We start from the raw sequence: 20,316 nt of genomic DNA on the forward strand, positions 1-20,316 counted from the left end.
TTCAGGACTTCGGCCTGCTCCACCTTCACGGGGATGCGCGCCAGCTTGGCGGCAGCCTTCTGCTTGGCCAGCGGGTTGTAGTTTTCGGCGGACTGCGCTTCGCGCACGACTTCATTGGTGCTCATGATCTTGCCTTCAGGGAGAGAGACGCGCCTTCAGCTGGCGGCCCAGCACGGATGCGGCCTCGTCCCAGGTTGTCTGTATGCCGATTGTAGAAAGGTCCACCGTCCTCAGCCCTGCGTATCCGCAAGGGTTGATTCGCAAATAAGGTTCCAAATCCATATCGACATTGAGTGCCACTCCGTGGTAGGTGCTGTGGCGGCTGACTTTGATGCCCAGGGCGGCAATCTTGCCCAGGCCCTCGAAATGCGGCCGGGGTGCCGGGCTGCCCGGTTCGCGCTGCTGCGGGCGCTGCTCCAGCATGGCATGGCTGCGCGGGTCGTCCAGGCGCACATAGATACCGGGCGCGCCTGCCACGCGGTGGCCGGTGACGCCGAAATGGTCCAGCGTGCGGATCACCGCATCCTCCAGTCGGTACACATATTCCTTGACGAAGTAGCCCAGGCGCTGCAGATCCAGCAGCGGATAGGCCACCACCTGACCGGGGCCGTGATAGGTCACCTGGCCGCCACGGTTGGTCGCCACCACCGGAATATCCCCGGGGTTCAGAACATTCTCGGTTTTGCCAGCCAGTCCCTGCGTGAAATGTGGTGAGTGCTCACAAATCCAGAGCTCGTCACGCGTGCTCGCGTTTCGGGTGCGTGTGAACTCCTGCATCGCGGCCACGGCTGCTTCGTAGCCGGTGCGCCCCAGAAAGCGCAGGTCCATGGTCTCGGGGGGCTGCGATGCACAGGCAATCGGGCTGTCGCTCACAGCACAACCTTCACCAGGGGGTGAGAGGTCAGTGCGCGGTAGGTATCGTCCAGTTGCTCGCGGCTGGTGGCCGTGATGGTGATGGTCACGCCCAGGTAGTTCCCGCCCGAGCTGGGGCGCAGCTCGACGGTGCTGGCATCAAAACTGGGGTCGAATTTCTCGGCGATCTTGGTGATTTCATGCACCAGATGCTCATTCTTGACACCCATGACCTTGATGGGGAACTGGCTCGGGTACTCGATCAGCGAATCCTTGCGAGGGTCTTCTTGCTGGCCGTTCTCGTTGGCGGCAGAGGTGTTGGGCGTGTCGCTCATGAAGAGTCCTTGGCTGAAATGAAAAATTGCCGTTGGTGAAACAGCCTGTCAATGAGTAGGAAAGATTGTGCGCCACGCGGGACAGCCCTGCGTGCGTGGGCCTAATCGAGGGATCGCGGACCTGCGAACCCTCAAAGCCCCCGGGTGCAGGCGGACAATTCAGGGCAATCGGTTTTTTCAATTGAGGCACACTCGCGCCGCACCAAAGCTGCGGGCGACAAATGTTGTCACTCGGCGACAACCCTCAGGTCTTGTCAAAGACGTTTTGCGCATGACAGTATCAACCCCTATCTAACGACGGGGGTTTTTACTTATAATCAGAGGCTTTGTAAAAAAGTCTTGCCTGGTCAGCGGTGCGAAAGAAAACATGACAAACATGCCCGCTGATTTCCAGGATGAGGACGAAGTCGAAGACTTCAAGCCCCTGACTGCACAAGAAGCCTCTGCATGGCGTTCGCGCTTTCCGCAGGTTTCGGTCTGGCGCATCGTCATGGTTCAGACGCTGGTAGGCGTTATCGTGGCTTTGCTGTCGTGGTTGATCACGGGGCGTGCAGCCGCAGGCTGGTCGGCAGCGTATGGAGCGCTGGCGGTCGTGTTGCCCGCGGCGCTGTTTGCAAGAGGCGTGGTTCGTCAGCGGCCGGGAGGTGCCGGTGGCGCCATGGCAGGGATTTTCGGTTGGGAGCTGGTGAAGCTGGTGCTGTGCATTGCCATGTTGGCGGCTGCACCCAAGCTGGTACCTGACCTGAGCTGGCTGGCGCTGCTGGTCGGCTTGATTGTTGTGATGAAAACGTATTGGGTTGCGCTTCTGGTGCGATCCAGTGTCCAAAAACCGATTGATATTTGAGAGAAGTTGACCGATGGCCGCAGAAGCGCACGCACCAACTGCAAGTGAATACATCGTTCACCACTTGCAACACCTCCAGAACATCAAGCAGAAGTCCATCATCGACTTCTCCGTGTTCAATCTGGATTCGATTGCCGTGAGTGTGACTCTGGGCGCTTTGTGCCTGTTCGTCCTCTGGCTGGCTGCCCGCAAGGCGACTTCCGGCGTTCCCGGTCGTTTCCAGGCTGCGGTGGAAATGCTGGTCGAAATGGTGGACAACCAGGCCAAGGCCAATATTCACAACGCTGAATCTCGCAAGTTCATCGCTCCTCTGGCACTGACCGTGTTCGTCTGGATCTTCGCGATGAACGCCATGGACATGCTGCCTGTGGATCTGCTGCCCGTGCTGTGGCAGACCGCCCAGGGCGACTCCCATGCCTACCTGCGTGTCGTGCCTACTGCCGACCTGTCCACCACTCTGGGTCTGTCGACCGGCGTGCTGGTGCTGTGCCTGATCTACTCGGTGAAGATCAAGGGCATGGGCGGCTGGGCTCACGAACTGGTGACCGCTCCGTTCGGTACCTCTAAGAATCCCGTGTTTGCTGTGATCCTGGGCGTTGTGAACCTGGCCATGCAAATCATTGAATACATTGCCAAGACGGTTTCGCACGGTATGCGACTGTTCGGCAATATGTACGCTGGTGAGTTGGTGTTCTGTCTGATCGCCTTGATGGGCGGTGCGGCTGCCATGTCGCTTTCCGGTGTGTTGCTCCCCGTGGGGCACATCATTGCAGGTTCGATCTGGGCGATCTTCCACATCCTGATCATTACCCTGCAAGCCTTCATTTTCATGATGCTGACGCTGATTTACCTCGGCCAGGCACATGAAGCTCACTGAAATCCTTTCTTTCACTCAACCTTTCTTTAATCCCTAGGAGTCATCATGGAAAACGTTCTCGGTCTCGTCGCTCTGGCTTGTGGTCTGATTGTTGGTCTGGGCGCTATCGGCGCTTCGATCGGTATCGCTCTGATGGGTGGCAAGTTCCTGGAATCCTCGGCACGTCAGCCTGAGCTGATCAACGAACTGCAAACCAAGATGTTCATCTTGGCTGGTCTGATCGACGCCGCCTTCCTGATCGGTGTGGCTATCGCTCTGCTGTTCGCCTTCGCCAACCCCTTCCAACTGGTTGCCTAAGCTCCGTTCAACGCCCTAAATAGAAAGGTGTTGCCGTGAGTATTAACGCGACCCTGTTCGTTCAGCTTGGTGTTTTCCTGGTTCTGGCGCTGTTCACGATGAAGTTCGTGTGGCCCCCGATCGCGAAGGCACTGGATGAGCGAGCCCAGAAAATCGCCGATGGCCTCGCTGCTGCCGACAAGGCCAAGACCGAACTGACCGCTGTCAACAAGCGCGTCGAGCAGGAATTGGCCCAGACGCGCAACGAAACAGCTTCGCGGCTTGCGGACGCCGAACGCCGCGCCCAGGCCATCATTGAAGAAGCCAAGGCCCGCGCGACAGAAGAAGGCAACAAGATTGTTGCTGCTGCCCGCGCTGAAGCTGACCAGCAAGCCATTGCTGCCCGTGAAGCCCTGCGTGAGCAAGTGGCAGCGCTGGCCGTCAAGGGTGCCGAGCAGATCCTGAAGAAGGAAGTCAATGCCGGTATCCACGCTGATCTGCTGAACCGCCTGAAGACAGAGCTGTAAGGAAAGCAAAAAATGGCAGAACTCGCCACCATTGCCCGCCCTTACGCCGAAGCATTGTTCAAAGCCTGTGTCGACAAGGGCGCAGACTTGAACAGCACTGTCGCTTGGGTGGAGGAATTGGCGGCGATTGCCGCCAACCCGCAATTGCGCCAACTGGCCGACAACCCGAACGTGAGCGACGCGCAAGTGTTCGATCTCGTCACGGGTGTGGCCAAGTCGGCATTGCCCGAGTCCGCACGCAACTTCCTGCATGTGGTCCTCGAAAACGGCCGTCTGGACGTGCTGCCTGAAGTGGCAGCCCAGTTCCGCAGCCTCGTGAACAGCAAGAGCGGCTCTTCGGATGCCGTGGTGTACAGCGCTTTCCCGATTGAGGATGCAGCGCTGGCCGAGCTTGGCGCCACGCTGCAAAAGCGCTTTGGCCGCAAGCTGAATCTCACCGTGAAGCTCGATGAATCGCTGATCGGTGGCGTTCGCGTCGTGGTGGGCGACGAGGTGCTGGACACCTCCGTCAAGGCCCGTCTGGAACAAATGAAAGCGGCCCTCACCGCGTAATGCGCTTGAGGTCTCGGCTAACACACAAGAAAGAAGGAAAGAGTCATGCAACTCAATCCCGCAGAAATTTCTGAACTGATCAAGAGCCGCATCGAAGGGCTGGCTGCTAGCACTGACGTCCGTAACCAAGGCACCGTGGTGTCGGTGACTGACGGTATCGTGCGCGTGCACGGCCTGTCGGACGTGATGGCTGGCGAAATGCTGGAATTCCCCGCAGGCGCCGACGGTCAACCCACTTACGGCCTGGCTCTGAACCTGGAGCGCGACTCCGTGGGCGCCGTGATTCTGGGTGCTTACGAGCACATCGCAGAAGGCAACACCGTCAAGTGCACCGGCCGTATTCTGGAAGTGCCCGTGGGCCCCGAGCTGGTCGGCCGCGTGGTGAACGCCCTGGGTCAGCCTATCGACGGCAAGGGCCCCATCAACGCCAAGATGACGGACGTGATCGAGAAGGTCGCTCCTGGCGTGATCGCACGTCAGTCCGTGGATCAGCCTCTGCAAACCGGTATCAAGTCCATCGACTCCATGGTTCCCGTGGGCCGTGGTCAGCGTGAACTGATCATCGGCGACCGTCAGACGGGCAAGACGGCTGTCGCCATCGACGCCATCATCAACCAGAAGGGTCAGGGCGTTACCTGCATCTACGTCGCGATCGGCCAGAAAGCCTCTTCGATCAAGAACGTGGTGCGCTCTCTGGAGCAAGCTGGCGCGATGGACTACACCATCGTCGTGGCGGCCACCGCTTCCGAATCCGCTGCCATGCAGTACGTGTCGGCCTACGCTGGCTGCACCATGGGTGAATACTTCCGCGACCGCGGCGAAGACGCTCTGATCGTTTATGACGACCTGTCCAAGCAAGCCGTGGCCTATCGCCAGGTTTCGCTGCTGCTGCGCCGTCCTCCCGGACGTGAAGCCTTCCCTGGCGACGTTTTCTATCTCCACAGCCGTCTGCTGGAGCGTGCCGCCCGCGTGAATGCCGACTACGTCGAAGCCTTCACCAAGGGTGAGGTCAAGGGCAAGACGGGTTCGCTGACGGCCCTGCCTATCATCGAAACACAGGCCGGCGACGTGTCCGCCTTCGTTCCCACGAACGTGATTTCGATCACCGACGGCCAGATCTTCCTGGAAACCAGCCTGTTCAACGCCGGTATCCGTCCCGCCATCAACGCCGGTATCTCGGTGTCCCGCGTGGGTGGTTCCGCTCAGACCAAGGTGGTCAAGGGCTTGTCCGGCGGTATCCGTACCGACCTGGCACAGTACCGTGAACTGGCTGCCTTCGCGCAGTTCGCTTCCGACCTGGACGATGCAACCCGCAAGCAGCTGGACCGCGGTGCCCGCGTGACCGAACTGCTCAAGCAGGCTCAGTACTCTCCTCTGTCGACCGCTCTGATGGCCGCCTCGCTGTTCGCAGTGAACAAGGGCTTCATGGACGACATCGAAGTCAAGCAAGTGCTGCCCTTCGAATCGGGTCTGCACCAGTTCCTGAAGACCAGCCACGGTGCTCTGCTCGACCGTCTCAACGAAAAGCGCGCCTTCGACAAGGAAGGCAAGGACGAAGCTGAACTGACTGCAGCCATTACTGCATTCAAGAAGTCCTTCGCTTAATACCGGCGAGGAGTCATCATGGCAGCAGGTAAGGAAATACGCGGCAAGATCAAATCGGTGGAAAACACCAAGAAGATCACCAAAGCCATGGAAATGGTGGCTGCATCCAAAATGCGCAAGGCGCAGGACCGGATGCTGGCTGCCCGTCCATACAGCGAAAAAATCCGCAACATTGCAGCCCATCTTGGCGAAGCCAACCCTGAATATGTGCATCCGTTCATGCAAGTGAGCGATGCCAAGAAGGTCGGCGTCATTGTGGTGACGACCGACAAGGGTTTGTGCGGCGGCATGAACACCAACGTGTTGCGTGTCGTCACCAACAAGTTGCGCGAACAGCAGGATGCGGGCATTGCGACAGAAGCGGTGGCCATTGGCGGCAAGGGACTGGGTTTTCTGAACCGTGTCGGTGCCAAGGTGGTCTCTCACGCTACAGGCTTGGGCGACACGCCTCACCTCGACAAGCTCATCGGGCCTGTCAAGGTGTTGCTGGACCAATATGCTGAAGGCAAGTTGAGCGCGGTGTACCTGGCGTACACCAAGTTCATCAACACCATGAAGCAGGAATCGGTGGTGGAGCAACTGCTCCCCCTGTCGTCCGAAAAATTGCAAGCCGAGAAGACGGGTGCATCCTGGGAATACATCTACGAGCCCGACGCTCAGAGCGTCATCGACGAACTGCTGGTTCGTTACGTGGAGTCCCTCGTGTACCAGGCAGTTGCGGAAAACATGGCGTCCGAGCAATCGGCGCGCATGGTGGCCATGAAGGCCGCTACCGACAACGCCGGCAACGTCATCAGCGAGTTGAAGCTGGTCTACAACAAGACGCGTCAGGCAGCGATTACGACCGAGTTGTCGGAAATCGTGGCAGGCGCAGCCGCTGTGTAAACGGCTTTAACGAACAAACAGATTGGAGCAAAAAATGGCTCAAGTGCAAGGCAAGATTGTTCAATGTATTGGCGCCGTGGTGGACGTGGAGTTTGCCCACGGCCAGGTGCCCAAGGTGTATGACGCCTTGAAGCTGGAAGGCTCGGCCCTGACCCTGGAAGTTCAGCAGCAGCTGGGCGACGGCGTGGTGCGTACCATTGCCCTGGGTTCTTCGGACGGTCTGAAGCGTGGCCTGATGGTCACCAACACCGGCAACCCCATCACCGTTCCCGTGGGTAAGGCGACCCTGGGCCGTATCATGGACGTGTTGGGCAACCCCATCGACGAACGTGGTCCCGTGGATCAGACCCTGACCGCTGCCATCCACCGCAAGGCTCCTGCTTACGACGAACTGTCGCCTTCGCAGGAACTGCTGGAAACCGGCATCAAGGTGATCGACTTGGTCTGCCCCTTCGCCAAGGGCGGCAAGGTGGGCCTGTTCGGTGGTGCCGGTGTGGGCAAGACCGTGAACATGATGGAACTCATCAACAACATCGCCAAGGCCCACAGCGGTCTGTCGGTGTTCGCTGGTGTGGGTGAGCGTACCCGTGAAGGTAACGACTTCTATCACGAAATGTCCGATGCTGGCGTTGTCAACCAAGAGAACCTGGGCGAGTCCAAGGTTGCCATGGTTTACGGTCAGATGAACGAGCCTCCAGGAAACCGTCTGCGCGTGGCGCTGACCGGCCTGACCATGGCCGAGTCGTTCCGTGACGAAGGCAAGGACGTGCTGTTCTTCGTGGACAACATCTACCGCTACACGCTGGCCGGTACCGAAGTGTCCGCTCTGCTGGGCCGTATGCCCTCCGCCGTGGGCTACCAGCCTACCCTGGCGGAAGAAATGGGTAAGCTGCAAGAGCGTATTACCTCCACGAAGGTGGGCTCGATCACTTCCATCCAGGCCGTGTACGTGCCAGCGGATGACTTGACCGACCCCTCGCCCGCCACGACCTTTGCTCACTTGGACTCCACCGTGGTGCTGTCCCGTGACATCGCTTCGCTGGGTATCTACCCCGCCGTGGACCCTCTGGACTCCACCAGCCGCCAGCTGGATCCCCAAGTGGTTGGCGAAGAGCACTACAAGGTGGCTCGCCAAGTGCAGGGCACGCTGCAGCGCTACAAGGAACTGCGCGACATCATCGCGATTCTGGGTATGGACGAACTGGCTCCCGAAGACAAGCTGACCGTGGCTCGTGCTCGCAAGATCCAGCGTTTCCTGTCCCAGCCGTTCCACGTGGCCGAAGTGTTCACAGGTGCCCCAGGCAAGTACGTTCCTCTGGCTGAAACCATCCGTGGTTTCAAGATGATCGTGAATGGCGAAGCCGACCACCTGCCCGAACAGGCTTTCTACATGGTCGGTACCATCGACGAAGCCTTCGAGAAGGCCAAGAAGCTGGCAGCCTAACTGGCTTGCACCCCCTGAGCGGCTTGCGCCGCTTCCCCCTCTCTTTCAGGAGGGGGATGACGCCCTCGCTCGGCGTCTCTGGCTTAGGGTGTGCTTGTTTTAGGACCAGTTTTTACCTTTTCTAGGAGCAAAGATGAACACTATTCACGTTGATGTGGTCAGTGCCGAAGAGTCCATCTTCTCCGGTGAAGCGCGCTTTGTCGCCTTGCCCGGTGAAGCGGGCGAGCTGGGCATTTATCCCCGCCACACACCGCTGATCACCCGCATCAAGCCGGGTTCGGTGCGCATCGAAATGCCTGATGGCAGCGAAGAGTTCGTCTTCGTGGCCGGCGGCATTTTGGAAGTGCAACCCAACTGCGTGACCGTGCTGTCCGATACCGCCATCCGCGGCAAGGATCTGGACGATGAAAAGGCGCAGAAGGCCAAGGCTGCCGCCGAGGAAGCCCTGAAGAACGCCAAGGGCGAGCTGGATATCGCTCGTGCACAGTCCGAGCTGGCCGTCATGGCCGCCCAGATTGCTGCTCTGCGCAAGTATCGCCAGAAGCGTTGATGTCCTGTGTCCTCAGGGCACTTGCATCCGCTGAAAAGCCACCGCATGCGGTGGCTTTTTTTATGTTTCGTGACTCCAGGACTCGGAGCCTCACGCGCTTTCCGGACAAGGGCCTGAGGCGGTATACATCAATACCTGGAGTTGGGGACGAGCGGCTCAGCCGTTGCAGGCGACTTGATAGCCGTAGACCACCGAGTTGTCCTTGGGGTCCACATGGCGCGATTTGCGCACCACGGCCTTGCTGGGGTCTTCGCACAGGGCGCGAATCTGGGCTTCGCACTTCTTCGGGTCATCTTCCTTGAGCTTGCAGCTCAGTGCGTAATCGTACTCGGTCGGTGCTTCGGCGCCTCTGGGGCTGATGGAGGAGCAGGCGCTCAGGGCCAGGGCAGAGCTGATGACGGCCAGGGAGAACAGGGATTTCTGCATGCTTGAGTGCTTTCTTAGGAAAATACGGCTGCCCCAAAACTAACACAGGCATGCGGGGAAATAGATTTTTTCTGGACGGGAAGCGCCTGCTTTTTTCATCGGCAGGCCTGTTCGCGGTGTCAAAAACAACAAAGGACGGAGATGCGCTACAGCGGCACCCTGACGCAATGGAATGACGAGCGTGGCTTTGGCTGGATAGAGGTCGATGGTGGTGGCGAGCGCCTGTTTGTCCATATCGGTGCCTTTGAGCCGCGCCCGCCTGCAGCGCAGCGTCCTCAGCCCGGTCTTCGCCTGGAGTTTGCCGTCGGCATGGCGCAGGGTAGAAAGCGTGCGCTACAGGTGACATGGCGTCCCGGCGGCTCGGAGCCTCAGGTCCGGCGCAGCAGGACGCCTGCAGGCCGTTTACTCTCCTCGCGAACAGCGCCTCAGGGCTGGCATGCTTCGAGTGACGTCAGCTATGGCGTTGTGCTCTGCTGGCTGCTGCTGATGCTGGGTGCCGCCGTGCTCTGGGGCGTGCCGCACATGCTCTGGCTGCTTTATGCGTGCCTGAGCATGCTGGCGTTCATGGCCTACTGGCAGGACAAATGGGCTGCCCGGAAGGGGCAGTGGCGCACGCCGGAAATAACGCTGCAGATCCTGGCGCTGGGCGGCGGCTGGCCCGGTGCCCTGCTGGCCCAGCAATGGCTGCGCCACAAAAGCAGCAAGCCCCGTTTTCAGCGGCAGTTCTGGCTCATGGTTCTGATCAATGTGACGGCCGTGCTCTGGTTGTGTTCGCCGTATGGGCGAGCGGTGCTGGATTGAGGCTTCGAACCGGCAGCCTCTTGCTGAAACGACGCGAGCTGCCGGAATATCGGATCAGTGGCTTCGGCCTGGCAGATGCCGCTCGACCACGGGCGTGTCGGGCAGGTTTCGCTGCGCGTTGGCGGCGGATTTTCGCGGGAAATGCGCCTGCAGCTGCCGGTTGACTCGCTCCAGGGCCGATATCAGGCCCACGCTGAAATGTCCGCCCTGGAAGGCTGACTGCATATCGCTGATCAGCGTCTGCCATTGTTCGGCGTTCATGGTGCGGTCCAGGGCCCGGTCGGCCACGATTTCGATGGCGTGATCGGCCAGCAGCAGGTAGATGAGGGCGCCGTTGTTGTGTTCCGTGTCCCAGACACGGAGCTTGGCGAACTGTGAAAGTGCGCGCTGGCGGGCTGTGGCATCGCGCCAGATATAGCTCCAGGGCAGACCGGCCTCGACACAGATGCGGATCTGGCCGGTGTGGCCCAGCTCACTCTTGGCGATCAGCAGCTCCAGCTCCTTGAGCGTGGCCGGCGGCAAGGCCTTGCGCAGATGCCGTTCGGCCCAGCGGTGTTTCACCAGGCGTGCCAAGCGTTGAAAGACATTGCGCATTTCACCAATCTCCCGAGGCGCCACCGCCACCAAAGCTGCCGCCGCCACCGGAGCTGAAACTGTCTCCCGAGCTGAACCCGCCTCCACTGTCGCTGCTCCAGCCGCCACCCCCGCCGGTGCTGACATAGGGGCCGCCGCTGCCACGCGAGAGATTGGAGAGCAGGGTGAAGATCAGACCCACCAGGCCTGCCACGCCAGCGACCAGCAGGCTGGTGGTGATCACATAGGCGGCCACCCCTGCAATGCCTCCGATGACCAGCGAACCCAGCACGCGGCCGAAAATGGCGCGGGCGATGGCAATCCCGATCGGAAACCCGAAAAACAGCAGCGGAAGCAGAAAGTCCAGATGGACGGACCATGATGGGCCGGACTTGTGCGCCTGGGACGGTGGTGCGGGCAGCTTCTCGCCATGAATCAGCAGGCTCATCTGCTCGATGGCGGCTGACAGCCCTCCCGCATAGTCGTTGGTGCGAAAGCGTGGCTTCATGGCTCCATCGATGATGCGTGCGGCCAGAATGTCGGGAATCGCGCCTTCGAGCTTGCGCGCCACCTCGATGCGCATGCGCCTGTCGTTCTTGGCCACGACAATGAGAGAGCCGTCGCCGATTTCCTTGCGCCCCAGCTTCCAGCTGCTGGCCACCCGCCAGGCATAGGCGGCGATGTCTTCCGGGGCCGTGGTGGCGACCATGAGCACGGCGACCTGGGCTCCGGTCTCATCCTCCAGCTTCTTGAGCTGCTCGCTCAGGGACTGGAGGTCGCCAGGGGTCAGCGTACCAGTCTGGTCGATCACGCGCGCCGTCAGCTCGGGCACGGGCTGTAGCGCGGTGCCCGCGCCGTCCTGCGCCTTGGCCTGTGGCACCGACAGCAGCGCCATGATGGCAACGATGATGGCTGCAAGCGCTTTGTATATAAGGGCTTGAGGCGATCCTTGCATGAATTTCAAGAGCGGTGCGCGCAATTACTTGCTGCCTGCTGGCGCAGCCGGCGTGCTGAAGTCAACGGCCGGTGGCTGGGAAATCTGGGCCTCGTTCTGAACCGTGAAGGTGGGCTTGACCGGGTAGCTGAACACCTTGGCCGTGATATTGGTGGGGAAGCTGCGCGCCAGCACGTTGTAGGCCTGCACCGTGCCAATGTATTCGTTGCGCGCCACGGTGATGCGATTTTCCGTGCCCTCCAGCGTCACGCGCAGGTCGCGGAACGCCTGGTTGGCCTTGAGTTCGGGATACCGCTCAGCCACCACCATCAGGCGCGAGAGCGCACTGGAGATCTCGCCCTGGGCCTGCTGGAACTTGTTGAAAGCTTCTGGGTTGTTGATCAGCTCGGGCGTGGCCTGAATCGAGGTGGCCTTGGCGCGTGCTTCGATGACCCGGGTCAGGGTCTCCTGCTCGAAGTTGGCTTCGCCCTTGACCGTGGCGACAATGTTCGGGATCAGGTCCGAGCGGCGCTGGTATTGATTCAGCACCTCGCTCCAGGCTGCCTTGGATTTCTCATCCAGACGCTGAAAGTCGTTATAGCCGCAGCCCGTGAGGGAGAGCATGGAGGCGGCGGTTGCGATTGCCAGAAGCCAGCGTTTCATGGGTGTTCCATTCACGAAATTGAGACGCAAACCATAGCATAAGGGCTTGGCAAGGGTGTGTGTGCGACGTCTGTCGCCCTCTCCGCGTCCTGGCGGCGCTAGCATTGCAGTCATGTCCACTGTTTCTCCACTCGATGCCCTGCGCCACGCACAGCGTCCCGGCCCCAAGACTGCGGCCGGGCCGCGCCTGTTGCTGGCCGGTGCCACGGGGGCGCTGGGCAACGAGGTGCTCAGCCGCGTGGTTGGCGCTCAGAACTATGCGCTGGTCCAGGTGCTGGCGCGCGAGCCATATGTGCAGGGCCTGCGTGGCATGGAGTTGCTCGCGCAGCAAGATGACGATGTGCGGCAATGGCCTGTGCAGCATGCCGATGTGGGCCTCATCATGTTCGAGCCGCCGCGTCTCCATTACCAGCGCGAGCGGGCCCTGTGGACCCCCCGACCCGACCAGCTTCAGGCCGTGGCGCAGTGGATGCACTGCGGGGGTGTGCAGACGCTCGCCGTAGTTCTGCCCCACGATGCGGGCCGCCTGCCGCAGGCCCTGAAGCGGGGCCTGGCCAACCTCAATGAGCAAGGCGTGGCCGCGCTGGGCTTTGAGCGGCTGATTTTTGTGCGTTCCGCCAGGGAAGCGCAAAAAGCCGGTGCCGGACATTGGCTGCAGCGCACGGCAAATACCATGCTGTCGGCATTCAGTCATATGCTTGCGCAGACGGAGCGTCCTGTGCGGGCCATGCATGTGGCCCGTCTGGTCGAGGCCGCCTTGCTGAAGGCGCCGCCGGGAATTCATGTGGCGCCTCCGGAGCTGGTCTGGCGTGCGGCGCAAAAAGAGGGCCTGCAACCGGAGCTGCAGAGCTGGCTGGGGTCGTCATGAATTTCGAACAGTTTCGTGCGCCCTGGTGGCAGCCAGGCGGTCATGTGCAAACCATCTGGGCGGCGCTCTGCGCCCGGCAAGGGCAGACTCCCGCATGGCGGCGTGAGCGTTGGGAGACCCCTGACGGCGATTTCATCGATGTCGATTTCTCCATCCATCCGGCGGATACCGGCGCTCCTACACTCGTGCTGTTTCATGGGCTGGAAGGATCTTCCTCCAGCCACTACGCCAAAGCCCTGTACCAGGTCTGCGCGCAGCGCGGCTGGCACCTGGCCGTGCCGCATTTTCGCGGCTGCAGCGGCGAGCCCAATCGCCTGCTGCGCGCCTACCATTCCGGTGACTCGGACGAGGTGGACTGGATCCTGCGCCGGCTTCAGCAAGGAGTGGGCGGCGAGTTGGTGGCCGTCGGCGTATCACTGGGGGGCAATGCCCTGGCCCGATGGGCCGGCGTGCAGCGGCAGGCCGCGTTGGAGCTCGTCAAAGGTGCAGCGGCGGTCTGTGCGCCGCTGGACCTGGTGGCCGGCGGCGTCCATCTGGGGCGGGGGCTGAACCGCTGGCTCTACACCCCCATGTTCATGCGCACGCTGGTGCCCAAGGCGCTGGCCAAGTGGCAGCAGTCGCCCGGGTTGTTCGACAGGCTGCGCCTGCAGCGCGCGCGCACCCTGCACGAGTTTGACGATGTATATACCGGCCCGGTCCACGGCTTCAGGGATGCCGATGATTACTGGAGCCGTGCCTCGGCAAAGCCGCTGCTCAAGCAGGTGGCCGTGCCTTTGTTGCTGCTCAATGCACGCAACGATCCCTTTGTGCCGGCGTGTAGCCTGCCCACACCCGACGAGGTGAGTGCCGCCGTGCAGCTATGGCAGCCGCCCCACGGCGGGCATGTGGGCTTTGCCAGCGGAGCCTGGCCTGCCCATGTGCACGCCATGCCTCTGGCGGTGACCGAATGGCTGGAGCAGTGGCTCTGAGCGGCTGCCGGAGAATCAGGAGATAAATGATGGATGACATCGTGAAGCAGGCCATGCACAAATGGCCCAATGTGCCGGCCTGCAGCGGCTGGCTGGGCCTGGATGCGCGCGGCCAGTGGTGGCTCAGGGACGAGCAGGCCCAGGCCTGCGGCGCGTTTGCCAGTGGCAAGCCCGGCTCCAGGGGCAATTTGCTGCAGCACGACAAGCTGGCCGAGTTCATCGGACGCAACTATCTGGTCGAGGTAGATGGTCGCTGGTATTTTCAGAACGGCCCGCAGCGCGTGTATGTGGAACTGGAGAGTGCGCCGTGGATATGGCGTCTGCGATACGCAGGACATGGCTTGCAACTGCACAGTCATACGGGGCAGGAGTGGGCTGCCGAGCAGGTGCAGCAGGCGCTGCTGGACGAGCAGGGGCGGCTTTTCCTGGCTCTGCCGCAAGGTCTGGGCATGGTGCACAGTCTGGACATGCTCGATGCGGCCAATGCCCTGGACCGCGGCGTGCTGCCCCAGTTGCAGGAGGCCGACAGCGCCTTGCTGCCGCTGCAGTTTGGCTTCGTGCTCAGCCCGCAGACCCGTCAGGTCGGATAGCGGCTTGCTTGTGTGCAAAGGGCTGGAGCCTGAAAACGACAAAACCGGCCAAAGGCCGGTTTTTGCCGTTCAGAGAACAGGGCTTACTTGGCTGCATCCACCATGTACTGGATAGCGGCTTTGAAGTCTGCATCCGACGCGGTGGAGCCGCCCCTGGGGGGCATGGCCCCCACGCCTTGCGTGGCCTTCTGCACCATGTCGTCCATGCCCTTGGCAATGTAGGGCGCCCAGGCCGCTTTGTCGCCGAACTTAGGAGCGCCGGCCACGCCGCTGGCATGGCAGGCCATGCAGGTGGTGTTGTAGAGGTTCTTGCCTGCATCGGAGGCGGCTGCAGTGGGGGCGGGTGCTGCTTCAGCGGCCGGTGCCGCAGCAGGAGCAGCAGCGGGTGCTGCAGCCGTTGCAGCGGGCGCATCGCCTGCAGCGGGGCCACCGGCTGCGGGCTGGGGCTCGGGGAAGTTGCCACCGGCTGCATTGGCCATATAGACCACGCCGCGGGCAATTTCCGTGTCATTGAATTCGCCACCGCCCTGGGCCGCCATCGCGCCCTTGCCGGCCAGAGCCGAGTGCACCAGGGTCTCCAGGCCCTGCTTGATGCGCGGGCCCCAGGCCGCCGCATCCTGGAACTTGGGGGCTCCGACGGTGCCGGTCTCATGGCAGGCGGCGCATTGCGACTTGAAGACTTCCGCACCACCGCGCAGGGGGCGGTTGGCGTCGCGAATTTCCACCGTTCCCACCTTCTGCAGACGCATGGCCTTGGCCATTTCGGCATTGGCCGTGCCTGCACCGGGGGTGTCCGACGAGGTCACGAACTTGACCAGACCGATGATGACGAAGATGGGAACCACAAACGAGAAGAAGACGGCAAGCAACAACTGCTTGGGTTTTTTAATGGGGCCGGTATGGGCTTCTTCGTGGTGTTGCTCGCTCATGAAGTCCTCTGAGATCGTGGGATGGGAATGAACAAACCATTATAGAAGTGAGGGTTAAGAACACCAGTGCACGACGATCCGGGTTGACGGCTGCTGGATAAAGGAGTTGAGTTGGATCAACGTTATGCAGCCCATTTGTGGCGGACAAGAAAAAAGGCGTCCGAGGACGCCTTGTGCGAGTGCGCAAAAACCGGCTGGCCTATTGGGCCGAGGTCGCTGCTGCAGGACGGTTGCTGGCGCCGGCCTCCGTCCAGCCACCACCGAGCACTTTGTAGAGGTTGACCTGGTTTTGCAGCTGGGCCAGACGCACCTGCACCACGGACTGCTCCAGCGCAAACAGCGAACGCTGGGCATCCAGCAGATCCAGATAGCTGGCTACACCGTTGGTATAGCGCAGATCCGACAGCTTGTAGCGAACCTGTTCCGCCTCCAGCTGACGCGACTGTGCGTCGAGCTGCTCCTTGAGCGAGCGGCGATTCACCAAAGTGTCGGACACTTCGCGGAAGGCCGACTGGATGGCGCCCTCGTACTGCGCCACGGCGATCTTCTGGCTGGCTTCTGCAACCTGGAGATTGGCGCGATTGCGGCCTGCATTGAAGATGGGCAGGTACAGCGAGGGCGCGATCGTGAAAGCGGCGGAGTCCGACTTGAACAGATCGGAGACTTCCGAGTTCACAAAACCGGCCGATGCCGTCAAGGTGATGTTCGGGAAGAACAGCGCGCGTGCCGCGCCAATGCTGGCATTTGCGGCAATCATGCTCTGCTCGGCCTGACGGATGTCGGGGCGGCGCAGCAGCAGGTCCGAGGGCAGGCCCGAAGGCACATCGGCCAGTGCCGGCAGATCGCGCAATTGCTTGCCTTGCATGCCGGACAGCAGCTCGGCAGGCAGGGTCTGTCCTACGAGCAGAGTCAGTGCGTTGACGTCGCGCTCGCGCTGACCGGCTTGTTGGGCCAGGGTCGCGCGTGCGCTTTCGGTCAGCGACTGAGCCTGGCGGTAGTCCAGCTCGGAAGCCACGCCGGAGTCCAGGCGCAGCTTGGTCAGCTTGATGGACTGCTCACGGGTGCCCAGGGTTCTGCGGGAAATCGCCAGCAGTTCCTCGTCCGCCTGCAGGTTCAGCCAGGTATTGGCGACTGTCGCAATCAGGCTGATCTGGGCGGCCTTGCGGCCCTCCTCGGTCGCCAGGTACTGGGCCAGAGCCTGCTGCTTGAGGCTGCCGATGCGCCCCCAGAAGTCAATCTCCCAGCTGGGCATGGACAAACCCACCATGTACGAGTTGGCATAGCGGCCCGTGGTGGCGCTGGGCTGGCGGCTGGCGCTGCCGGCCACACCGAACTCCGGGAACTGGCCGGCACGCTGGATCTGGTACTGGGCCTGTGCCTTTTCGATGTTGAGCACGGCCACACGCAAGTCGCGGTTGTTTTCCAGTGCGAGCTGGATCACCTGCTGCAGGCGTGGGTCCGTGTAGAACTGCTGCCAGGGGATGTCGGCAGCCGCCGTGGCGCCAGCCTGCTCGTCGGCCGCCGAGTAGTGCTCGGCCACCGGAGCAGCAGGGCGCTCCAGCGTAGGAATGAAGGAGCAGCCGCTGGCCAGCAGCGCGCCGGCCAGTGCGACGGGTAGCAAGGTTTTATTCATGTTGGGAGCCTCCCTGCGCTGCAGAAATTGCCGCCGGGGGAGTGGCGTTGGAGTCTTGCTTGGACTTCTTGCCAAACAGATTGAACACGGCCACAAAGAACACGGGCACCAGGAACACGGAGATCGGCGTGCCGATCACCATGCCCCAGAACACGCCAGTGCCGATTTCCTTCTGGCTGGCAGCGCTGGCGCCGGAGGCGATGTACAGCGGCACCACACCCAGAATAAAGGCCAGCGAGGTCATCAGGATCGGGCGGAAACGCAGGTGGCCAGCCTCCAGCGCGGCCTCCAGCGCAGTCTTGCCTTCCGCATGCAGATCCTTGGCGAATTCCACGATCAGGATGGCGTTCTTGGCCGACAGGCCAATCACCGTGATCAGCGCCACCTGGAAGTAGATGTCGTTGGGCATGCCGCGCATCAGCATGCCGGCCACGGCGCCGAATACGCCCAGGGGGACGACCAGCAGCACGGACAGTGGAATGCTCCAGCTTTCATACAGCGCGGCCAGGCACAGGAACACGGCCAGGATGGAGAACGCATACAGCAGCATGGCGGATGAGCCGGCCTTCTTTTCGTCCAGGGACTGGCCGGTCCACTCGTAGCCGAAGCCGTCGGGCAGCTCCTGGGCCAGCTTTTCCATCTCCTTCATGGCGTCACCGCTGGTAAAGCCGGGTTTGGCCTGGCCGGTGATGCTCATGGAGGGGTAGCCGTTGTAGCGTGTCAGCTGCATGGGGCCGCTGATCCACTTGGCGCTGACCATGGTGGACAACTCCACCAGCTGGCCTTGCGCGTTGGGGACCGTCAGTCGCATCACGTCCTCTGGCTGCATGCGGCGTGCCGCATCGGCCTGGATGGTGACGCGCTGCATGAAGCCGTTGTTGGGGAAGTCCGTGGAGTTGGACGAACCCAGGGCCGTGGCCAGCGTCGAGGCCAGGTCCCCCATGCTCACGCGCTGGGCATAGACCGCATCGCGGTTGATGTCCACCTGCCATTGCGGAGCGTCGTCCACACCGTCAAAGCGCACGCCGGTCAGCACGGGGCTCTTGTTCGCCTTGGCGATCAGCTGATTGCGGGCTTCCAGCAAGGCCGCATGGCCTTTGGCACCCCGGTCCTGCAGGCGGAAGGTGAAACCGTCGCTGTTGCCCAGCTCCGAAATCGAAGGGGGAACCAGCGTGAAGATGAAGCCGTCGCGCAAGGTGGACATGGCGCCCATGGTGCGTCCGGCAAAGGATTTGGCATCCGAGCCAGCGCCTGTGCGCTCGGACCAATCCTTGAGCGTGGTGAACGCCAGGCCCACGTTCTGGCCCTGACCCATGAAGCTGAAGCCCAGAATGCTCACGATGTGATCGGTTTCCGGCTGGCTCAGTGCGAACTTCTCCAGCTCCGCCATGGTCTTGCTGGTGCGCTCCAGGCTCGCACCGGGCGGCAGCTGAGCCAGCGAGATGACATAGCCCTGATCCTCGGTCGGCAGGAAGGCCGTGGGCAGTCGCAGGAACATGAAGATCACGCCGGCAATCACCAGCAGATAGACGATGAAGGCCTGGACGGAGCGTTTGACCACGCCGGAAAGAGCCGCCGAGTAGCGCTTGGTGCCGGCCTCAAACTTGCGGTTGAACCAGTTGTAGAAAGGGCCGAGCAGGCCGGTCTTCTTGTCGTGCGCATGGCCCTTTGGAATGGGCTTGAGCATGGTGGCGCACAGCGCGGGAGTCAGGGTCAGCGCGAAGAAGCCGGAGAAGAAGATCGAGATGGCCATCACCAGCGAGAACTGGCGATAGATGTTGCCGGTCGCGCCGGAGAACATGGCCAGAGGCAGGAACACGGTCACCAGGATCACGGTGATGCCGACCACGGCGCCCTGGATCTGTCCCATGGCCTTGATGGTGGCTTCCTTGGGCGGCAGGCCCTCCTCGGCCATGATGCGCTCGACGTTCTCCACCACCACGATGGCGTCGTCCACCACGATGCCGATCACCAGCACCATGGCGAACATGGCCAGAATATTGATGGTCAGGCCGGCGACCAGCATCACGGCAAAGGTGCCGAGCAGTGCGATGGGCACCACGATGGTCGGGATCAGCGTGTAGCGGATGTTCTGCAGGAAGATCAGCATCACGATGAACACCAGCACGATGGCTTCCAGCAGTGTGTGCACCACCTTCTCGATGGAGATCTTCACGAACTTGGACGTGTCGTAGGGCGATGACCATTTCACGCCGGCCGGCAGAAAGGGCTCCATCTCCGCCATCTTGGCCTTGACCAGCTTGGCAGTCGCCATGGCGTTGGCAGTCGACGTCAGCTGCACGGCCATGGCCACGGCAGGCTTGCCGTCCAGGCGGGACTCGAAAGCATAGCTTTCGATGCCCAGTTCGATGCGAGCCACATCCCTGAGGCGCACGGTGGAGCCGTCGGAGTTGGAGCGCAGCACCACTTCGCCGAATTCCTCGGGCGTGGTCAGCTGGCCGGGCACCACGATCGTGGCGGTGGTGGTGGTGCCAGGGGTGCTGGGCAGGTTGCCCAGGGCGCCACCGGAGATCTGCTGGTTCTGTGCGGCAATCGCTGCGTTGACCGATGCAATCGACAGACCGAAGCCCTGGAGCTTGGCGGGATCCACCCAGACGCGCATGGCACGGCCCGAGGCAAACAGCTGCGCCTTGCCCACGCCGTCCAGACGCTGGATTTCAGGCACCACATTGCGGTTCACATAGTCTGCAATGTCGTCACGCGAGGTCTCCCCGGACTCGGCCTGGAAAGCCAGAATCATCAGGAAGTTGCTCATGGACTTGTCCACGCGCACGCCCAGTGCCTGAACGACCTGAGGCAGCCGGGGCAGCACGCGGGAGAGGCGGTTTTGCACGTCCACCTGCGCCAGATCGGGGTTGGTGCCGGGGGCAAAGGTGACGGTCAGAGTGCCTTGGCCGCCTGCAGGTGCGGAAGCCTCCATGTACATCAGGCCTTGCGCACCGTTGATTTCGCGCTCGATCAGCTGAAGGACGGAGTCCGTCATGGTCTGTGACGTGGCGCCCGGGTAGGTCGCCGTCACGTTGATGGTGGGAGGGGCCACCGATGGGAACTGTGCCACCGGCAGCCTGGTGATGGAGATCACGCCCGCAATGATCACGAAAATCGCGATCACCCAGGCAAAGATCGGTCTGTGGATGAAAAACTTGGACATGGATCGTGCCTG

At 61.7% G+C, this 20,316-nt stretch carries 22 protein-coding genes and 1 pseudogene; 13 read left to right on the plus strand and 10 right to left on the minus strand.

Annotated features, from left to right (window positions below; all coding sequences use genetic code 11):
• The 3 genes and pseudogenes from E2583_RS16055 to E2583_RS16065 all read right to left on the minus strand — a co-directional run.
• Nucleotides 1-125: pseudogene (locus E2583_RS16055) on the minus strand (lipoyl synthase); the annotation flags it as partial.
• 10 nt (nt 126-135) lie between these two features.
• The gene (gene lipB / locus E2583_RS16060) at nt 136-828 is read right to left on the minus strand and encodes a lipoyl(octanoyl) transferase LipB (RefSeq protein WP_291597250.1); all 693 of its coding nucleotides are present in this window, start codon (nt 826-828) and stop codon (nt 136-138) included.
• A 41-nt stretch (nt 829-869) separates the two neighbouring features.
• Nucleotides 870-1,187, minus strand: coding sequence for a DUF493 family protein (locus E2583_RS16065; RefSeq protein ID WP_003059380.1), 318 nt, complete (start codon nt 1,185-1,187; stop codon nt 870-872).
• Between the two features lie 376 nt (nt 1,188-1,563).
• Between E2583_RS16065 and E2583_RS16070 the strand changes: the two genes are divergently transcribed.
• From E2583_RS16070 to E2583_RS16110, 9 genes are all read left to right on the plus strand, one after another.
• Nucleotides 1,564-2,031 (plus strand): ATP synthase subunit I, encoded by a 468-nt coding sequence (locus tag E2583_RS16070; protein WP_019042020.1) that lies wholly within the window; start codon nt 1,564-1,566, stop codon nt 2,029-2,031.
• Nucleotides 2,032-2,044: 13 nt separating this feature from the next.
• Nucleotides 2,045-2,908 (plus strand): F0F1 ATP synthase subunit A, encoded by an 864-nt coding sequence (gene atpB / locus E2583_RS16075; protein ID WP_003059377.1) that lies wholly within the window; start codon nt 2,045-2,047, stop codon nt 2,906-2,908.
• 45 nt (nt 2,909-2,953) lie between these two features.
• Nucleotides 2,954-3,205, plus strand: coding sequence for a F0F1 ATP synthase subunit C (gene atpE, locus E2583_RS16080; protein ID WP_003059376.1), 252 nt, complete (start codon nt 2,954-2,956; stop codon nt 3,203-3,205).
• A gap of 35 nt (nt 3,206-3,240) precedes the next feature.
• A complete protein-coding gene (locus E2583_RS16085; protein ID WP_003059375.1) occupies nt 3,241-3,711 on the plus strand; it encodes a F0F1 ATP synthase subunit B in 471 nt (156 codons plus the stop codon).
• Between the two features lie 12 nt (nt 3,712-3,723).
• Nucleotides 3,724-4,263 carry a F0F1 ATP synthase subunit delta gene (locus E2583_RS16090; RefSeq protein ID WP_043370617.1) on the plus strand — a complete coding sequence of 180 codons (540 nt, stop codon included), beginning with the start codon at nt 3,724-3,726 and terminating at the stop codon, nt 4,261-4,263.
• Between the two features lie 45 nt (nt 4,264-4,308).
• A complete protein-coding gene (gene atpA / locus E2583_RS16095; RefSeq protein ID WP_291597237.1) occupies nt 4,309-5,868 on the plus strand; it encodes a F0F1 ATP synthase subunit alpha in 1,560 nt (519 codons plus the stop codon).
• Between the two features lie 18 nt (nt 5,869-5,886).
• Nucleotides 5,887-6,753: a F0F1 ATP synthase subunit gamma gene (gene atpG, locus E2583_RS16100; protein WP_003059369.1), complete on the plus strand. Its 867-nt coding sequence runs from the start codon at nt 5,887-5,889 to the stop codon at nt 6,751-6,753.
• 34 nt (nt 6,754-6,787) lie between these two features.
• On the plus strand, nt 6,788-8,197 hold the full coding sequence (gene atpD / locus E2583_RS16105; RefSeq protein ID WP_291597238.1) for a F0F1 ATP synthase subunit beta: 1,410 nt from the start codon (nt 6,788-6,790) through the stop codon (nt 8,195-8,197).
• A gap of 133 nt (nt 8,198-8,330) precedes the next feature.
• A complete protein-coding gene (locus E2583_RS16110; protein ID WP_003059364.1) occupies nt 8,331-8,747 on the plus strand; it encodes a F0F1 ATP synthase subunit epsilon in 417 nt (138 codons plus the stop codon).
• 156 nt (nt 8,748-8,903) lie between these two features.
• On the opposite strand, the gene E2583_RS16115 is transcribed toward E2583_RS16110, so the two are convergent.
• The gene (locus E2583_RS16115; protein WP_291597239.1) at nt 8,904-9,173 is read right to left on the minus strand and encodes a hypothetical protein; all 270 of its coding nucleotides are present in this window, start codon (nt 9,171-9,173) and stop codon (nt 8,904-8,906) included.
• 141 nt (nt 9,174-9,314) lie between these two features.
• Here E2583_RS16115 and E2583_RS16120 point away from each other — a divergent pair, with 141 nt between their 5' ends.
• The gene (locus E2583_RS16120; protein ID WP_291597240.1) at nt 9,315-9,974 is read left to right on the plus strand and encodes a cold shock and DUF1294 domain-containing protein; all 660 of its coding nucleotides are present in this window, start codon (nt 9,315-9,317) and stop codon (nt 9,972-9,974) included.
• Between the two features lie 54 nt (nt 9,975-10,028).
• Here the strand turns inward: E2583_RS16120 and E2583_RS16125 are convergent, their stop codons facing one another.
• Genes E2583_RS16125 through E2583_RS16135 form a run of 3 tightly spaced genes read right to left on the minus strand, consistent with a single transcriptional unit; the run spans nt 10,029 to nt 12,144 of the window.
• A complete protein-coding gene (locus E2583_RS16125; protein WP_291597241.1) occupies nt 10,029-10,568 on the minus strand; it encodes a TPM domain-containing protein in 540 nt (179 codons plus the stop codon).
• A 1-nt stretch (nt 10,569) separates the two neighbouring features.
• Nucleotides 10,570-11,502, minus strand: coding sequence for a TPM domain-containing protein (locus E2583_RS16130; protein ID WP_291597242.1), 933 nt, complete (start codon nt 11,500-11,502; stop codon nt 10,570-10,572).
• A 24-nt stretch (nt 11,503-11,526) separates the two neighbouring features.
• Nucleotides 11,527-12,144 carry a LemA family protein gene (locus E2583_RS16135; protein WP_291597243.1) on the minus strand — a complete coding sequence of 206 codons (618 nt, stop codon included), beginning with the start codon at nt 12,142-12,144 and terminating at the stop codon, nt 11,527-11,529.
• A gap of 112 nt (nt 12,145-12,256) precedes the next feature.
• Between E2583_RS16135 and E2583_RS16140 the strand changes: the two genes are divergently transcribed.
• From E2583_RS16140 to E2583_RS16150, 3 genes are read left to right on the plus strand one after another with little or no spacing between them, the layout of a single operon-like run.
• Nucleotides 12,257-13,012, plus strand: a complete 756-nt coding sequence (locus tag E2583_RS16140; RefSeq protein ID WP_291597244.1) for a hypothetical protein — start codon at nt 12,257-12,259, stop codon at nt 13,010-13,012.
• A complete protein-coding gene (locus E2583_RS16145) occupies nt 13,009-13,980 on the plus strand; it encodes an alpha/beta fold hydrolase (RefSeq protein ID WP_291597245.1) in 972 nt (323 codons plus the stop codon). The genes E2583_RS16140 and E2583_RS16145 overlap by 4 nt, the downstream gene beginning before the upstream one ends.
• A 29-nt stretch (nt 13,981-14,009) precedes the next feature.
• Complete coding sequence (locus tag E2583_RS16150; RefSeq protein ID WP_291597246.1) at nt 14,010-14,570, plus strand: DUF2946 family protein; 561 nt, start codon at nt 14,010-14,012, stop codon at nt 14,568-14,570.
• 83 nt (nt 14,571-14,653) lie between these two features.
• Here E2583_RS16150 and E2583_RS16155 read toward each other — a convergent pair whose 3' ends face one another.
• From E2583_RS16155 to E2583_RS16165, 3 genes are all read right to left on the minus strand, one after another.
• The gene (locus E2583_RS16155; RefSeq protein WP_291597247.1) at nt 14,654-15,499 is read right to left on the minus strand and encodes a c-type cytochrome; all 846 of its coding nucleotides are present in this window, start codon (nt 15,497-15,499) and stop codon (nt 14,654-14,656) included.
• 199 nt (nt 15,500-15,698) lie between these two features.
• Nucleotides 15,699-17,132 carry an efflux transporter outer membrane subunit gene (locus E2583_RS16160; protein WP_291597248.1) on the minus strand — a complete coding sequence of 478 codons (1,434 nt, stop codon included), beginning with the start codon at nt 17,130-17,132 and terminating at the stop codon, nt 15,699-15,701.
• Nucleotides 17,125-20,304: an efflux RND transporter permease subunit gene (locus E2583_RS16165; protein WP_291597249.1), complete on the minus strand. Its 3,180-nt coding sequence runs from the start codon at nt 20,302-20,304 to the stop codon at nt 17,125-17,127. The genes E2583_RS16160 and E2583_RS16165 overlap by 8 nt, the downstream gene beginning before the upstream one ends.
• Between the last annotated feature and the right edge of the window lie 12 nt (nt 20,305-20,316).

The organism is Comamonas sp. (genome assembly GCF_009360615.1).
Taxonomy (GTDB): domain Bacteria; phylum Pseudomonadota; class Gammaproteobacteria; order Burkholderiales; family Burkholderiaceae_C; genus Comamonas.

What these genes read in the sequence shown, in the direction of transcription:
- lipB (WP_291597250.1), bottom strand. Translation starts at nt 828, where the DNA reads ATGGACCTGCGCTTTCTGGGGCGCACCGGCTACGAAGCAGCCGTGGCC.
- E2583_RS16065 (WP_003059380.1), bottom strand. Translation starts at nt 1,187, where the DNA reads ATGAGCGACACGCCCAACACCTCTGCCGCCAACGAGAACGGCCAGCAA.
- E2583_RS16070 (WP_019042020.1), top strand. Translation starts at nt 1,564, where the DNA reads ATGCCCGCTGATTTCCAGGATGAGGACGAAGTCGAAGACTTCAAGCCC.
- atpB (WP_003059377.1), top strand. Translation starts at nt 2,045, where the DNA reads ATGGCCGCAGAAGCGCACGCACCAACTGCAAGTGAATACATCGTTCAC.
- atpE (WP_003059376.1), top strand. Translation starts at nt 2,954, where the DNA reads ATGGAAAACGTTCTCGGTCTCGTCGCTCTGGCTTGTGGTCTGATTGTT.
- E2583_RS16090 (WP_043370617.1), top strand. Translation starts at nt 3,724, where the DNA reads ATGGCAGAACTCGCCACCATTGCCCGCCCTTACGCCGAAGCATTGTTC.
- atpA (WP_291597237.1), top strand. Translation starts at nt 4,309, where the DNA reads ATGCAACTCAATCCCGCAGAAATTTCTGAACTGATCAAGAGCCGCATC.
- atpG (WP_003059369.1), top strand. Translation starts at nt 5,887, where the DNA reads ATGGCAGCAGGTAAGGAAATACGCGGCAAGATCAAATCGGTGGAAAAC.
- atpD (WP_291597238.1), top strand. Translation starts at nt 6,788, where the DNA reads ATGGCTCAAGTGCAAGGCAAGATTGTTCAATGTATTGGCGCCGTGGTG.
- E2583_RS16110 (WP_003059364.1), top strand. Translation starts at nt 8,331, where the DNA reads ATGAACACTATTCACGTTGATGTGGTCAGTGCCGAAGAGTCCATCTTC.
- E2583_RS16115 (WP_291597239.1), bottom strand. Translation starts at nt 9,173, where the DNA reads ATGCAGAAATCCCTGTTCTCCCTGGCCGTCATCAGCTCTGCCCTGGCC.
- E2583_RS16120 (WP_291597240.1), top strand. Translation starts at nt 9,315, where the DNA reads ATGCGCTACAGCGGCACCCTGACGCAATGGAATGACGAGCGTGGCTTT.
- E2583_RS16125 (WP_291597241.1), bottom strand. Translation starts at nt 10,568, where the DNA reads ATGCGCAATGTCTTTCAACGCTTGGCACGCCTGGTGAAACACCGCTGG.
- E2583_RS16130 (WP_291597242.1), bottom strand. Translation starts at nt 11,502, where the DNA reads ATGCAAGGATCGCCTCAAGCCCTTATATACAAAGCGCTTGCAGCCATC.
- E2583_RS16135 (WP_291597243.1), bottom strand. Translation starts at nt 12,144, where the DNA reads ATGAAACGCTGGCTTCTGGCAATCGCAACCGCCGCCTCCATGCTCTCC.
- E2583_RS16140 (WP_291597244.1), top strand. Translation starts at nt 12,257, where the DNA reads ATGTCCACTGTTTCTCCACTCGATGCCCTGCGCCACGCACAGCGTCCC.
- E2583_RS16145 (WP_291597245.1), top strand. Translation starts at nt 13,009, where the DNA reads ATGAATTTCGAACAGTTTCGTGCGCCCTGGTGGCAGCCAGGCGGTCAT.
- E2583_RS16150 (WP_291597246.1), top strand. Translation starts at nt 14,010, where the DNA reads ATGGATGACATCGTGAAGCAGGCCATGCACAAATGGCCCAATGTGCCG.
- E2583_RS16155 (WP_291597247.1), bottom strand. Translation starts at nt 15,499, where the DNA reads ATGAGCGAGCAACACCACGAAGAAGCCCATACCGGCCCCATTAAAAAA.
- E2583_RS16160 (WP_291597248.1), bottom strand. Translation starts at nt 17,132, where the DNA reads ATGAATAAAACCTTGCTACCCGTCGCACTGGCCGGCGCGCTGCTGGCC.
- E2583_RS16165 (WP_291597249.1), bottom strand. Translation starts at nt 20,304, where the DNA reads ATGTCCAAGTTTTTCATCCACAGACCGATCTTTGCCTGGGTGATCGCG.